Source organism: Paenibacillus sp. FSL P2-0089, from assembly GCF_038595095.1.
Lineage (GTDB): Bacteria > Bacillota > Bacilli > Paenibacillales > Paenibacillaceae > Paenibacillus_AQ > Paenibacillus_AQ silagei.
In genome coordinates this window covers 1,622,528-1,636,419 of the sequence record NZ_CP152006.1, presented here as the reverse complement: position 1 = coordinate 1,636,419, position 13,892 = coordinate 1,622,528, and the positions used below count along the sequence as shown (strand labels likewise).

General features: G+C 49.9%; 12 protein-coding genes. 5 read left to right on the top strand and 7 right to left on the bottom strand.

Features of this window, described 5'->3' with window-relative positions:
* Positions 1–167 precede the first annotated feature (167 nt).
* On the bottom strand, positions 168–1,775 hold the full coding sequence (locus tag NST69_RS06635) for an ATP-binding protein (protein ID WP_342548831.1): 1,608 nt from the start codon (positions 1,773–1,775) through the stop codon (positions 168–170).
* A gap of 149 nt (positions 1,776–1,924) precedes the next feature.
* Positions 1,925–3,328: a transcriptional regulator gene (locus NST69_RS06630; RefSeq protein ID WP_342548830.1), complete on the bottom strand. Its 1,404-nt coding sequence runs from the start codon at positions 3,326–3,328 to the stop codon at positions 1,925–1,927.
* A gap of 278 nt (positions 3,329–3,606) precedes the next feature.
* Here NST69_RS06630 and NST69_RS06625 point away from each other — a divergent pair, with 278 nt between their 5' ends.
* Positions 3,607–4,134 (top strand): hypothetical protein, encoded by a 528-nt coding sequence (locus NST69_RS06625; RefSeq protein ID WP_339254763.1) that lies wholly within the window; start codon positions 3,607–3,609, stop codon positions 4,132–4,134.
* 178 nt (positions 4,135–4,312) lie between these two features.
* Here NST69_RS06625 and NST69_RS06620 read toward each other — a convergent pair whose 3' ends face one another.
* Complete coding sequence (locus tag NST69_RS06620; protein ID WP_036725676.1) at positions 4,313–4,762, bottom strand: PIN domain-containing protein; 450 nt, start codon at positions 4,760–4,762, stop codon at positions 4,313–4,315.
* Positions 4,759–5,121 (bottom strand): AbrB/MazE/SpoVT family DNA-binding domain-containing protein, encoded by a 363-nt coding sequence (locus NST69_RS06615; protein ID WP_036725678.1) that lies wholly within the window; start codon positions 5,119–5,121, stop codon positions 4,759–4,761. Before NST69_RS06615 ends, NST69_RS06620 begins: the two co-directional genes overlap by 4 nt.
* Positions 5,122–5,403: 282 nt before the next feature.
* On the opposite strand from NST69_RS06615, the gene NST69_RS06610 reads away from it, so the two are divergent.
* From NST69_RS06610 to NST69_RS06595, 4 genes are all read left to right on the top strand, one after another.
* The gene (locus NST69_RS06610; RefSeq protein WP_342548829.1) at positions 5,404–8,001 is read left to right on the top strand and encodes a beta-L-arabinofuranosidase domain-containing protein; all 2,598 of its coding nucleotides are present in this window, start codon (positions 5,404–5,406) and stop codon (positions 7,999–8,001) included.
* Between the two features lie 130 nt (positions 8,002–8,131).
* Complete coding sequence (locus NST69_RS06605; protein ID WP_339254759.1) at positions 8,132–8,986, top strand: AraC family transcriptional regulator; 855 nt, start codon at positions 8,132–8,134, stop codon at positions 8,984–8,986.
* Between the two features lie 155 nt (positions 8,987–9,141).
* Positions 9,142–9,738: a sigma-70 family RNA polymerase sigma factor gene (locus NST69_RS06600; protein WP_342548828.1), complete on the top strand. Its 597-nt coding sequence runs from the start codon at positions 9,142–9,144 to the stop codon at positions 9,736–9,738.
* The gene (locus NST69_RS06595; protein WP_342548827.1) at positions 9,677–10,984 is read left to right on the top strand and encodes a DUF4179 domain-containing protein; all 1,308 of its coding nucleotides are present in this window, start codon (positions 9,677–9,679) and stop codon (positions 10,982–10,984) included. Before NST69_RS06600 ends, NST69_RS06595 begins: the two co-directional genes overlap by 62 nt.
* Before the next feature lie 139 nt (positions 10,985–11,123).
* Here the strand turns inward: NST69_RS06595 and NST69_RS06590 are convergent, their stop codons facing one another.
* The 3 genes from NST69_RS06590 to NST69_RS06580 form a co-directional block, all read right to left on the bottom strand.
* Entirely contained in the window at positions 11,124–12,053 is a 930-nt protein-coding gene (locus NST69_RS06590) for a hypothetical protein (RefSeq protein WP_342548826.1), read from the bottom strand.
* Positions 12,010–12,603 (bottom strand): RNA polymerase sigma factor, encoded by a 594-nt coding sequence (locus NST69_RS06585; protein WP_036725686.1) that lies wholly within the window; start codon positions 12,601–12,603, stop codon positions 12,010–12,012. Before NST69_RS06585 ends, NST69_RS06590 begins: the two co-directional genes overlap by 44 nt.
* A gap of 308 nt (positions 12,604–12,911) precedes the next feature.
* Positions 12,912–13,880, bottom strand: a complete 969-nt coding sequence (locus tag NST69_RS06580; protein ID WP_342548825.1) for a family 43 glycosylhydrolase — start codon at positions 13,878–13,880, stop codon at positions 12,912–12,914.
* Positions 13,881–13,892 lie beyond the last annotated feature (12 nt).

Below are 13,892 nucleotides of genomic sequence, written 5' to 3'. Positions count from 1 at the left end.
ATGCGGAGCATGAATCTACCGTATGTACAGGGCAACCCTCCGCCTCCCTCTCCGCCTGCACCAAATAGCCTGTTTGAATTCCGGCAGGCACCGGCTTCAAACAGGCTATATTAAGTATGGCTATGAATATCTCACTGGTTGCAGAACACCAGGAGGAGTATGCGCCATCAGGACTCCGGCTTACTGTGCTTCAGCAAAGCCAATATGTTATTGAGCAGATGCACCTTACGGATGGGCTTGATAATGATGGAGGAAAACTGCGCTTTGGTCTCCTCGTCCAGATTCGTCCCCAGGGGAGCAAGCAGAATAACGGGCAGCTTCCTGCCCGGAACAAGCTGACGCATGTGCTTGGCAAGCTCTGTGGCTTCTGTCCCCGCAATATCCTTATCCATAAGGATTAGATCATAATCGTTATTGGCCGCCAGAAGCTCCAGGGCCTCTCCGGCAGTCCGGGCAGAAGACACTGCCACGCTCCAGTCCTCAAGTACCGAAGAGATGACATCCAGACTGGTCTGATTATCATCCACAACCAGAATCTTAATTGCGTCAAGCACATCCTTCTCAAAGGGAATCGAGGGCAGGCTTGTATATTTCTCAAGATACAGCGTGACCTCCAGCTTCGTCCCTGTCCCTTCCTGGCTTTCCGCAGAGATCTCTCCCCCCATCAGCTCCACCAGCTGTTTACAGATGGCCAGCCCCAGTCCGGTACCTCCGTAATGATGCAGCTCGCTGCTCTGGTGAACCTGGGTATATTTGTTGAACAGCAGCTTCAGCTTGTCCTGTGCTATACCTATACCAGAATCCGTAACCGTGATCCTAATCCCTATTTCTTCACGGTGAACAGGCAAGGATTTCAGCTCAATCAGAATTTCCCCGGCGTGGGTGAACTTCAGGGCGTTGCTTACGATATTCATGATGATCTGACGTATCTTGGGGGCATCCCCCAGAACATACAGAGGAATCTCCGAATCCACATTCAGAATAACCTCCAGGTTTTTCTCAAAAGCCTTGGTGGAGAACAGATAGACGCTCTCTTCCAGTGCGGTGATAATATCGAACGGTTCCTTTTCAATGAGCAGCTTGCCCGCTTCCATCTTGCTGAAATCCAGAACATCGTTCAGGAATTGCAGCAGCTTGGCATTGCTCGATTCAATGATCTCCATGTAATACTGCTGCTGCTCGTTCATCTCAGTCGTCATCATCAGATCCGTCATGCCGATAATGCCGTTCATCGGGGTGCGGATTTCATGGCTGAGCATGGCGAACAGATCCATTTTCGTTTGTCTCCGCTGTTCCAAATCTTCAAGCTTCCGTTCCAAGTTCATAATATAGGTGAAAAAATAAGCCATAGCCCTTAAGAGGTCCAGGTCTTCCTTCGTATGCCGCCCGGCAGCAGGGTCCAGCAGGCAGATCGTTCCCAGAGATTCGCCATCCTCGGTAAGCAGAGGAACGCCAATGAATGAATGTACTCCCTGTGTGTGTATGAAGTCAAGTGCAGGGGACGCGGGCTGTTTATGCGTATCAGAGACCAGTAACGGTCCATTGTCATTCAGAAGGATCAGACTGCCAATAGCATCAAACAACACAGATCCCTGTGTATCCGGCCCCAACAGCTCTTCCCGGTTGAACACCCGCAGCAGGGGATCTGAGCTTACACCATGCAACGAAATCAGAATCGTGTTTGACTTGAAAAGTTGGCTTAACAGCTCTATCATCCGGTCTGCGGCATCCTCTATATTGCGAATCGCCGAACTGCCGGTATCGTTCATCTCCATCGTCGTTCCAGAACCCCATTTCCAAAACCTAAATATGTTACCATAAACTTGACTGGTCCTTATCATAACAGAAAAAACACAGCAACAACCTGCAAAATTCACAAAAATAGGCTGAGGAAGGAATTGGATGGGATGAAAAAGATACTTCGTTACTCCCGCAGGGATTCTGTGGTCCTCTTCCCTCCGGTGTGGGCCAGCTGGACTTTATTGATCAGACGTTTATACCGATCCTGGTCTTCCGTTGAAGCGTGCGGCCGGAATTGCTCGAATAATCTTACACAGCGGATCACACAGGCTATGCTGCCAAGTGCGGCGGAAGCCTCCAGGCTCCCGAAGATATAACGTATCCCCTGCTCTATCTTCTCTGCTTTGAGAGAGTACAGCGCCAGCTCATAGAGCAGTACCGGATATTGCTCCGGCGTCTCCCTGCCCGGAGTTCCTTCGGCTTGCCCGAGCGCCGTTCCCTCCGGCGTAAGCAGCGGCTGGAAGCGGCTGATAAGCTCATCTACCTTCCAGCCATACCGGTTAGCCGCTTGAACTGCCTTAAGCAGCCCGTCCAGCAGTCCAAGCCCGGGGGTGCCGATAGATTCCATCACCTCGGGAAGAGCCTCCAGCTCACCGCACATCAGGCGGTATAGAGACTTGTAGACTGTCCCCAGCCTGCTGAACTGCGCCCGGATCTGCTGAACCTCTTCCGATTCCTCGACAATCCAGCTCATTTCAGTGTAAAGGCCCACATATTCCAGCGCCCGCTCATATTCACCGGATTCCTCGCATACCTTGGATTGCAGCCAGTAAGCATACAGTATATAGAAGCAAAGAGGTCTGGGCGCCTGCCTCAGCTCCTTCTTTTTTTTCGTTTTGTAGAATCTGATTTCGTACTGGATAGATGTCTTATGACGGAGCTCCTCTGCCAGTAATCTGGCCTTCTCCCAGTGCTGTAGAGCAATATAGATATCCGCCAGCTGCCGAAGCGCTTCCAACTGGTCTATTTCCTCCAGGCGCTCTACGAAATATTCAAACCGGGTCGCCGCACGGAAATCCGCCTCCGGGCTCTGTCCGATCCGGATCGTGAACAGCCGGTACTGACACAGGGCCAGCCGCTCCGAATGCTGATATTTCTCAGTGTCGGCTACCCCTTCATACAGCAGAGCCGCTGCCTGAAGCTTGCCTTGCCCGTAGAATTCCTCCGCCGTATCGAACAGGAGCGGGGCATATGTAATATTGTCCATGATGATTTGAACCACCTGCCGGATACACTCCAGCTTGTCCAGCTCCGCACAGCGGTGCAGGAAGGGTCCCAGCCGCCGCCAGTCGGGTGCGGAATGTACGACACATTCATCTATATATAACTCATAAAATGTTCCTTCAGGAAGCCCCATTCCGGCGGTAATCCGGTCCAGCTGCTGCATGGCAATAGGACGGTTACCATTAATAATGCTGCTGAGCGTTCCCGAATTGACACCGGAGATTCCTGCGAACTGATTGATTGTCTGGCCTTCTTTTTTAAGAAAAGCAGCCAGTTCTGTTTGAATTGTAGTGTGCTGTTGCAAACCAATACCGCCCCTCAAGAACCAGATATTCTAGTAAAAATCCAGATATTCCTATATCATAAATCCCTTAATTAGGCAGGTCAATCTGGTTTGAACGGTTCAAAAGAGGTTGACAAAGACGGAATATTTGTTATATATACCCAGTTAAAAAATCTTTTGCAACATTTCTGCTGATCCAACGTTTATTAGGGTATAAACAAGTTTGAGAATATTCCGGCAGGGTAAATAAAGAGTGTAGACTCACGCCGTGTAAGATTACGCCAAGGGGGAAATTCATAATGTTAAAAAACAAAAACGTCTACCTGCTTCCTGTTCTGGTCCTGTTGTTCCTTTCCCTCGTGACTACGGCAAGCACAACCATAAAAACCGCTGATGCCAAGAGTGAGGGGTCAACCCAGCATCTGACGGTGTATATACATTCCTTAGAGAATCATAACGGTCAGACGACCCTTACGGGGGATGAGATCGAATGGTATGAAGGCGCAGCAGCCGACGCGGTCTTCGCCCAGCGGGAGCCGGAATCCGCAGCCGAAATCGGCGGTGCCCCGGACGGTTACTATATCGTGAACGACAGCGACACGCTGACTACTTATACGGTAGCCCCGGATGCCAAGGTCACCATGCAGATCTATGACCGCACTGGCAAGCTCGAAGACCTGGATACGAACTGGAACGAGTCGCTCACTTTGGAGAAGTTCATTCATGAATTCGCCAAGACGGATGTATTCGATCTAAGCGGTTCGCCTTATCACCTCACGATCAAGGATGGCCAGATTGTATCGATCGTGCAGCAGTACACTCCATAAGGAGCTGCTATCTTAATCCCTTCCATAAAATAACCTCAAGCCACAGCCTGTTGCCCAGCAGCGGTTGTGGCTTTTTTGTTGACTATTACTCTCAGGCAACCAGAAAAAACTCTTTGCGAAAAGGCGTACCGCCCTCCGCAAAGAGTTTCAAGTGAAGTCAAAGCGCTGATGTATTCAGCTATGTATTAGGTTTAATATCCATTAATTCAATGGGCGTTTGGACAGTTACTCCCAGCTTCAAAAAATCTTTAACGTTAAGCGTTATCACATGAGCAGGCGTAATTGCTTTGGCATGTGCTGCTAAATAAGCATCCACAAAATCGATCCTTTTTTTGCTAAACTGATCCAAGGCTTCTTCGATAACTGCCTTTTCTTCACACTCAATCCCTTTTAAATTAATAAATGAAGTTAAGGCTTCCTTCACTTGCGCTTTCTTTACATTAAATTGTTTACCCATCAGTACAAAAACACATTCACTAACAATAATCGGAGAAACTTTAAGCATATATTCACCTTCGGCAGCTGCTGTAATCAACTGCCGGGCTTGAGGTGAAAAATCCTTATTGGTTCGTAAAGCATAAATAATAATATTGGTATCAATCCAAATTTCCGTTTTCTTCCTTGTCAACTTCTGTTCCCTCCATCAATATGGCTGCTATCCATAATTATTCCTGCCCTCTCCTCTCTGGCTGAATCCAGATCCAGCTGAAAGTTGTCGTTGTCTCCTGGCTGATCAAATATTCCGAATAGCTCCTCTGCCGTAAGTAAAGAAATAGGCTCTACTCTAATCTCACCTTTGGCATTTAAGATAAACCGAAGCTGATCCCCTTCTTTCAGCCCAAGCTGCTTCATGATTTTTGCAGGGAAAGTTATTTGTCCAGCTCTACTAATTGTTGATTTCGCTTCTATGGTTGAAGGTTTTAGAACTGTGGTAGGCATTTTTTTTCGTTCCTTTCCTGTTCCGTTTTCAATTAGATTCTCGTCCATGATTGACCCCCTTATTATATTCCTTGATAAAACATTTAACAAGTAATTTTACCGAATAAGTATTTTATATTTCTCAAGTATTTATTCTATTCAAACAAATTCAAAAAAATACCCTCTCACAGTATTCCCTATAATTAAAATTTTCAGGAATACAGATATCTAACCTTTTCACACATATTCAATCCTATCACTATTTACCCGAAAGCCCTTTATCTATAAGCTTAAATATAGGATATTCATCCAGCAGTAACCCTACAGAACCCATAGGAATGAGGATACAAAATGACAATTACACCCCATCAGCCTCTGGCGGCCCCGATTCAGGGTAAGCCCTTGTACGAGGAATACCGCATGGACCAGGTCCGTGTGTCCGATCCGTATATCGCGAACGCCTTTGCCAAGGAGATCGAATATCTGACCAGCTATGATCCAGACCGTCTGCTGGCGGGCTTCCGCGAGAACCGGGGACTGCCGAAGCGTGCCGACAAATATCCCGGCTGGGAGAACACAGAGATCCGCGGACACACGCTGGGCCACTATCTGTCGGCGCTGTCCCAGGCCTATGCCTGTACGCGGGATGACGCGCTGGCGTTCAGGCTGAACTATCTTCTGGGAGAGCTGGCCCTGTGCCAGCATGAGAGCGGTTACCTGTCCGCGTTCGAGGAACGCCTTTTCGATCATGTAGAGAACAAGCAGCCGGCCTGGGTCCCCTGGTATACGATGCACAAAATCATCGCCGGACTCACCGCGTCCTACTCTGCCACCGGCAGCCAAACGGCCTATGACCTCGCGGATACGCTCGGTGACTGGGTGTACCGCCGCACAGCCTCCTGGTCTGAAGAGGTTCATCAGCGTGTATTATCGGTGGAATACGGCGGGATGAATGACTGCCTGTACGACCTGTACAGAATCACCGGAAAAGCAGGCCATTTAAGCGCCGCACATAGCTTTGACGAGCTGACGCTGTTCACTCCTGTTCATGAGGGCAAGGATATTCTCAAGGGCAAGCACGCCAATACCACGATTCCGAAATTCCTCGGTGCGCTGAACCGTTACCGGACGCTCGGGGAGAGCGAAGCCTTTTATCTGGAAGCGGCGGTGCAGTTCTGGGAGATGGTTGTTCATCATCACAGCTACATCACCGGAGGGAACAGCGAATGGGAGCACTTCGGTGACCCGGATATGCTGGACCGGGAACGCTCCAACTTCACAGCGGAGACCTGCAACACCTACAATATGCTCAAGCTGACCCGCGAGCTGTTCAAACTCACGGGAGATACTCGTTACGCCGACTTCTACGAGAACACCTACCTGAATGCCATTGTGTCCTCACAACACCCACATACCGGGATGACGATGTATTTCCAGCCGATGGCGACCGGGTATTTCAAGGTCTACAGCTCGCCGTTCGAGCATTTCTGGTGCTGTACGGGAACCGGCATGGAGAGCTTCACCAAGCTGAATGACAGCCTGTATTTCCATGATGCGGACAGCATAGTGGTCAACCAGTACCTTAGCTCTACCCTGGATTCTGCTGCGCACGGCCTGATGCTGATCCAGTCGGCCAATCTGCCTTATAGCGATATTGTAGAGTTCAAGATCTCAGTGATGCAGCCTCAGACTCAGTCCACCACGCTGAAGCTTCGTCTGCCGGATTGGCTGGCCGCAGAACCTGAGCTTCTATTGAATGGGCAGCCTGTGAACTCAGCGGTCAGCGGAGGTTACCTCTTGACGGACAGAGTATGGGAAGACGGCGACACGCTTCAGCTCAAGCTGCCGATGAAGCTGACACATTTCAGCCTGCCGGATGCCCGTCAGGTGGTCGCGTTCAAGTATGGGCCGGTGGTGCTGAGCGCCGCTCTGGGCCAGAGTGACCTGTCCGTGTCTGCTACAGGAGTGGCTGTAAGTGTCCCGACCCGCAACATGCTGGTGAAGGACTTCATCACAACGGTGAACGAGAGCCCGCAGGAGTGGCTGGAGCAGCTTGCGGACCGCGTAGTCCGGCTGGAGCAGGAAGAACTGGCCTTTGCACTGCGGGGAACGGATGAGGATCAGCGGCTGGTCTTCACCCCGCATTATAAGCAGCATAGTGAGCGTTACGGCATCTACTGGCGTCTGGTAGAGGCGGATTCGGCTGAGCTGCAGAAGCATATTTTACAAGGGAAAATCCGGCAGCGTGTGCAGGATGCTACACTGGACAGCCTGCCTGTCGGCAATGATCAGTATGAGCTGGAGCATGGCATTGAGGGAGAGAACACCTCTGTAGCCACCTGGGACGGATATAACATCCGCAAAGCGGAGAACGGCGGCTGGTTCAGCTACCGGATGAAGGTGGCACCGCGCACGGACAACTACCTCTCAGTCACTTATTTCTCAGGAAATAATGGTAAGAAAATAGCGATTTATGTAGACGGGGAGCTGATTGCGAGCGAGGTCCTGCATACGGATGCAGCCCGCAGCTTCTACGAGCGGAGTTATCTGATTCCTGCTGAAGCGGTTGGATGCAAGACTGAGGTGGAAGTCAAATTCGTGGTTCCGGGTAAGGAGAATGGCATCTTCGACCTGCTGCGCATGATGACCGGTTATGATCACAATGCCGGACTGCGCCAGCTTGCCTTCAGTGAAGGAACGCTGTCTACCTCCTTCAGCAGCGGCATAACCACGTATAGCCTGAGTGTTCCGCAAGCGGCAAGCCAGGTACAACTGAACGTTACACCTCACCATCACAATGCCCTGGTCTATGCAGACGGGATTCTGATTGAGGATTCACTCCCGCGCGAGATCAAGCTGCCACATAGCCGCACTGAGGTGAAGCTCACGGTCAAGGCGGAGGATCATGTTACGGTGCAGGAATATAAGCTTCAGATTGTGAAAGAATAACAGTTGGCATAATGCAATACACTGTTCCACTCAAGGGTTATCTCGGATGCAGCTTCTGCTGTATTCAAGATAGCCCTTATTTGATATGGTAATAGGATAAGACTATTTCCACAACGAGGGGGATTATGACATGACTGCATTCACACTGCTGGTAGATAAGCCGGTACATCTGGAGATGACCGGCAAATTCGTGGCCCCCTCGGCGGAGTGGATTCACTTAAGCCGGATTTTACAGGATTATGAGCTGATAGTTATGACCGAAGGCGTGCTCTACCTGGCGGGTGACAACCAGCAGTTCGTCGTCTCCAAAGGCGAGTTCCTGCTCCTGCCTCCGCTTACCAGACAATACGGGTACAAGTCTTCAGACTGTAGCTTTTATTGGCTGCATTTTCATGCTGCGAACGGTAGTCAGACTGCGGGCCCCCCTCCGTCAAACGGCGACAAGGAAGAATATGTAATTCACCTGCCTCAATACGGAACCCTGCGGAATGTCGAGAAAATCATCGTCATGATGAAGCAGCTCCAGGACTCGGTGCGGAGCTACAATCAGACGGTGCTGGGCAACTATATGTCTACCGTTATTCTGTGCGAGCTGTACAGCCAGACCCTGCCAACCGATGCCGATCCGTTCAAAAGAACCAAGCAGGAGCAGCTCTACAACGATATTCTAGATTACATCAAATGGAGCCGCAGCGAGCATATTAAGGTATCGCAGATCGCCGCCTATTTCGGCTATAACGAGAAGTATCTCTCCCATCTGTTCACCGTCATCTCCGGGATCTCCCTGAAGCAATATATTCTGCAGCAGAAGATGGAGCTGGCGAAATTCCTGCTGACCGACACCAACCAGAACGTCAGCGAAGTGTCATTGCAGCTAGGCTATAAGGATTGCCATAATTTCATGAAATCGTTCAAAAAAATTGTCGGCCTCACTCCCACCGAGTTCCGCAACGCTTATGCCAAGCGCCTGCTGTTCTACGAGTGAGCGTGAGAATCCGCCAGCTCCTGCCTCTTCTTCGCTCCCTCCACAGCCCTTCCAGAGACTAACGATTTCTCTGGAATAGGCTGTGGATATTTTTTTGAGAGCATAATGAACTTTCCGGGCGGCTACGCACTCTTATCTGTGAAAGGGGTGAGCACATGAATATAAGCCGTCTTGTCAGAGCCGCACAGCGCGGTAACAAAGAAGCATTACTAGAACTAATCCTAGCCGAACAGGACGCTTATTATCGTCTTGCCTATAGCTACATGAGGAATGAGCATGACGCGATGGATGTAATGGAGGATATGATCGTCACGCTCTATGAGAAGCTGGAACAACTGAAGAAGCGCGAGGCCTTCTACAGCTGGAGTAAAACCATTCTGGTCAACCGCTGCAAAAGAGTCCTCCGCAACCAGAACCGGTTCGTTCCCCTGGAGGAGGACGAGGCGCCGGAGCCTGCAATGGAGGCATGGACTGCAACTAACCCGTACCGCGATACCGAGTCTGAAATGGATTTGTCCGTCCTGCTCGCACATTTGAATCCCCGGCAGCGGGAAGCGATTGAGCTGCGTTATGTCCACGATCTGCCGTATCAGACCATTGCCGATATCACCGAAGCGCCGGTCGGCACGATCAAGTCCAGAATATCGCAGGGAATACAGAAACTAAAAGCTATGATTGGAGGTGACCGTTATGAGAACGATCGAGGAGAGATTACAGGAGCATCAGCAGACCATGACGCCGTCAGAACTTGAAGGCAGATTGCGGAAGGCGCTGGAGCAGGCTCCGGTTAGACGGAAATCACGGGCTGGACGGACACAAACATGGGCCGCCACAGCCGCCGCAGCCATGTTACTGACAGTGGGCGTCTATCAGTATCCGGCGTTAGCCTATTACGGCGGGAAGCTGTTCAGTCAGACTGATCTGAATACAGTGAACTTCACTCAAGTAGTTAAGCAGGGTTACGGACAAGCGGTCAACCAAAGCAAAACACTTAAGGACGGGACCGTCTTCACCGTCAAAGGTGTGATTGCAGACGATAATAATCTGCTGATGCTTTACAGTATACAGCTTCCGGCCGGCCGGGTGTTTGATGAGACGGCCTTCTCGAATTACTCCTTCAATAATATTAAAGGCTTGTTTACTGACTCTGATCCTATCGGAGGCGGCGGAGATTACAGCCCGGACAGGACCCGGTACGAGGGTGTTTACAAATTTGAGCCGGTCAGCCCTTTTTCCAGAAATTTAACCGTGAATTTCAATGCAAAGCTGACAAGCGGAGAACTGGTCCAATTCCCTATCTCTTTCAAATATGACCCGAATCTTGCTATGAAAAGCCTGCTCGTTGCGGATATTGACCAGGCTGTACCGGTGGATCAGGGAACCGTCTACTATGACACGATTACGGCTTCTCCTACGTCAACCATCGTAAAGGGACATTATAAGATGGATAATGGAGAAAATCCAAGATTCTCTGCTGTAACCAAACTGTATGTGAATGGTACGGAAATGAATTCCCGGTCGATGCGGGGTACGAATTCCAGCAAAAAGGGAACCCCGGAATTTATAATTGAATACGATGTGCTGCCAACAGACAAGCTGCAAAGTGTTGAACTTGTACTGGATAATTTCAGCGGATATCAGAAGGTCGGGCAGCCGATCCCGCTGTCCTCACCCTCAGACCACTCCGTTACAGTCGGCGAGGAGAAACTCTGGATTCGCAGCGTCTCCCGGACTGCTGACGGCTATGATATTGTGGTCGCCGGGAAGCAGTTCACTATGCTGGATAAGGATACTTTGGCTGTTCAAGCCGGAGGAGCCGCCGTTCCCGTCAGTTCGATATCCGATTCCCGCCCGTGGGACCTCAAGAACGGTAATATCCTGTGGGAACGCACATACTCCTTCCAGACCATAGAGAAGCCGGAATTCCTGGAGATGGACGGCTTCCACTATATTAAGTTCTATAGACACACTATTCCGGTTCCTCTAGGGGACAAATAAAACAGTTCGTGCAGGAACGTAGTTAGCCGATGATAGCAGCGGCTGATCAGAATCCAATAAAAACCTTTAGCCCCACGCTGCAAGTGGGGCTAAAGGCTTCAAGTTTTTATAGGCTTTATATCCGCTGATCAGATGATGATTACTGCAAATAAGCTTTGGCGATCTCAAGCAATTGCTCCTTGGTAACGCCCTTTGTAGCCTCAATATAATAAACGATGTGGAAATCGCTGTTAGGAATATTTTGAATGAAACGAATCCCTTGACTGCCGCTTGTATATAAAGAGTACAACATTTCAACACCATCGACTGTTATACTCTCTGCTGACGGCTCCTCAGAATGGTGTATCGTTAACTTCTCTTTCATTTTCATCGGCTGAACAAGAATCGTTTGTCCCTCCCCTTTATACGTAACGATCATACTCCAGCCCTCTTTAGACACATCAAGCATTCTCATAGCATATCCATCCTTGGAATCCCGTGCTTCTTGTGCTAATTGCTCTGTCAATTCAGCTTCTTTCTGGTCGGTGAGCGGATCAGGATTATAGGTCAGAGCACCTGTAACAAAATCATATTGATCTTGCAGCCTATCAAAAATAAGTGCGCCGGACTGCTTCAGCTCATCGCGAAGTGAAGCTGCATCCGAGAACCCGAATGCTGCCCCTCTCCTGATGTATAGCTCTCCCTCAGCATTCTCTCCTGCCATATAGATTGCTGCTGCCTGACCCGGCTGCAGCAAGTCTTGTCCTAGACCGTGTGCTTTTAAGCTGCGCCGCTGCTCTTCCTTCGTATAATCCGGAAAATTTGAATCCTCGAATTTCTTTTCCTCATAGATTACATCCCCTTTGTTGTTCGTGAGTGTAATCAGCTGTGTAGCCGCAAAGGCTGATGAAGCTAACAACAGTGATGCCAGTACGATAAGAGTACTCAGCTTATATTTAGAATAGAAGGTAACCCGTTTATTCATTTTCTCATCCTCCAATATATTCATCACAGCTTTCGTTACATCTGCCTCAGGAACTTTGACGTTATGAAATATGGTTCTGAGGTCTTGACTGCTGTCGTGATCCATCCGATATCCCTCCTGTAAGATGAGCATGATACTTTCTGAATTTAGCTGCCGTGCGTTCAAATTTCTTACGGAGACTGCTGCTGTTTTGCTGCATAATTTCTCCGATTTCCTTATAGCCCTTATCTTCCACACATCGCAGAATCAGCAGGCTTCGTTCCTCAGGTGTCAATTTGGACATTGCCCGCAGAACATGCTCATTGTAATAGTTATCCTCAATGGCTTGATCTACATGCTGATTCTGTTCATCGCTGCGATACAGGAATGGAAGATATTTACTCAACCTTCGCTTACGAATGGTGTCGATACAGCAGTTAGAGGCTATCGCATACAGCCAGGCTTCAAAAGGCTTCTCCAGGTTGTATTGGCTTAACTTCCGGAATGTCTTAATAAATACCTCCTGCGTACAATCCTCCGCTTCTGTATAATGACCTAACATATGGTAACAATACGAAAAAATCCGTCTCTGATACCGGTGCATGATCTGTTCAAACTGAGCAGTATCCCCGTTGAGGATATCCGGGATGATCTGCTGCAGATCAGTTTCATCCATTTTCCCACCCCTTTCCTGAAGTCCCTGTGAACTCTTTATATTCTGTACTACGGATGAGCCCTGCCCTGATGTGACATCCCGGCTAATAAAGTTAAATCCGCGCAAGGTCAACTTCTCCAGGCTGAACCTATGTAAAAATAGAGGTAGCCAAGGACATCATCATAATGTCCTTGGCTACCTCTATTATAGTGTATTTCTAGGGAGTCAACCGCTTAAGCAGCGCTGCAATAACCGCGTTCCTGATGCATTGAATGCTTCGGCATCAGAATGCTGCTTGTTATGTATAGCTGCTGGATCTCCGCTTATTATCAGAACTTGCTCAGGCTATCCTTCACCGGCACCCCGAAATCCGGCGTGCCGTCCGCGTTCCACCGCAGGCGCTTGGCACGCGTGTGGCGGTTGGGGTCGTAGAGCGGGTCTCCGGTGATCTCCTTATAACTTCGGGCATGGTAGATCAGCACATCCTCGCCGTTCTCGTCCACTGTGAAGCTGTTATGACCCGGACCGTACTGCCCGTTCTCCTCACTGGTCTGGAACACCGGCTCGGGATGCTTGGTCCAGGATGCGGCGTCCAGCAGATCGCTGTCCTCGTCTGCGGTAAGCAGTCCCAGGCAATAGTTATGATCGGTGGCGCTGGCCGAGAAGCTCACGAAGATCCGGCCGCCCCGCTTCAGCACCGCAGCGCCTTCATTCACCTTGAAGCCGATGACCTCCCACGGATACTCCGGCGAAGAGATCATCGTCTGCGGACCCTTGAGCGTCCAGCCGTTCTCCATGGCTGAGATATACAGATTGGAGTTGCCGCCAATCTCAGGGTCCTTTTGCGCCCATACATAGTACTGTACTCCCTTATGCCCAAATGAGGTACCGTCCAAGGCAAAGGATTCCCAGGCCGTTTTTATTTGGCCCTTCTCCACCCACTCCCCTTGCAGCGGGTCCGCCGAAGTATTCTCCAGGGCGTACATCCGGTGGTCGAACAGCCCTTCCTTAGTCTCCGTGGTCCGGGCCGCCGCGAAGTAAATATACCATTTGCCGTCAATATAATGGATTTCGGGTGCCCAGATATTGGCACTGAGCGGGCCGCTCTCATATTTGCGCCAGGCGACTACCGGCTGTGCTCCCCGAAGTCCCTCAATCGTTAACGCTTTGCGCACTTCAATCCGGTCGTACTCCGGCACGGAAGCGGTGAAATAGTAATAGCCGTCCGTATGCTTGTATACCCAGGGATCTGCACGCTGTTCGACAAGCGGGTTAGTGTACTCTCTATTTGTATTCATTATGGTTTCTCC

Excerpts from the sequence above, each read along its gene's own strand:
- NST69_RS06635 (WP_342548831.1), bottom strand. The coding sequence starts at position 1,775 with ATGGAGATGAACGATACCGGCAGTTCGGCGATTCGCAATATAGAGGAT.
- NST69_RS06625 (WP_339254763.1), top strand. The coding sequence starts at position 3,607 with ATGTTAAAAAACAAAAACGTCTACCTGCTTCCTGTTCTGGTCCTGTTG.
- NST69_RS06615 (WP_036725678.1), bottom strand. The coding sequence starts at position 5,121 with ATGGACGAGAATCTAATTGAAAACGGAACAGGAAAGGAACGAAAAAAA.
- NST69_RS06610 (WP_342548829.1), top strand. The coding sequence starts at position 5,404 with ATGACAATTACACCCCATCAGCCTCTGGCGGCCCCGATTCAGGGTAAG.
- NST69_RS06605 (WP_339254759.1), top strand. The coding sequence starts at position 8,132 with ATGACTGCATTCACACTGCTGGTAGATAAGCCGGTACATCTGGAGATG.
- NST69_RS06600 (WP_342548828.1), top strand. The coding sequence starts at position 9,142 with ATGAATATAAGCCGTCTTGTCAGAGCCGCACAGCGCGGTAACAAAGAA.
- NST69_RS06595 (WP_342548827.1), top strand. The coding sequence starts at position 9,677 with ATGAGAACGATCGAGGAGAGATTACAGGAGCATCAGCAGACCATGACG.
- NST69_RS06590 (WP_342548826.1), bottom strand. The coding sequence starts at position 12,053 with ATGGATCACGACAGCAGTCAAGACCTCAGAACCATATTTCATAACGTC.
- NST69_RS06585 (WP_036725686.1), bottom strand. The coding sequence starts at position 12,603 with ATGGATGAAACTGATCTGCAGCAGATCATCCCGGATATCCTCAACGGG.
- NST69_RS06580 (WP_342548825.1), bottom strand. The coding sequence starts at position 13,880 with ATGAATACAAATAGAGAGTACACTAACCCGCTTGTCGAACAGCGTGCA.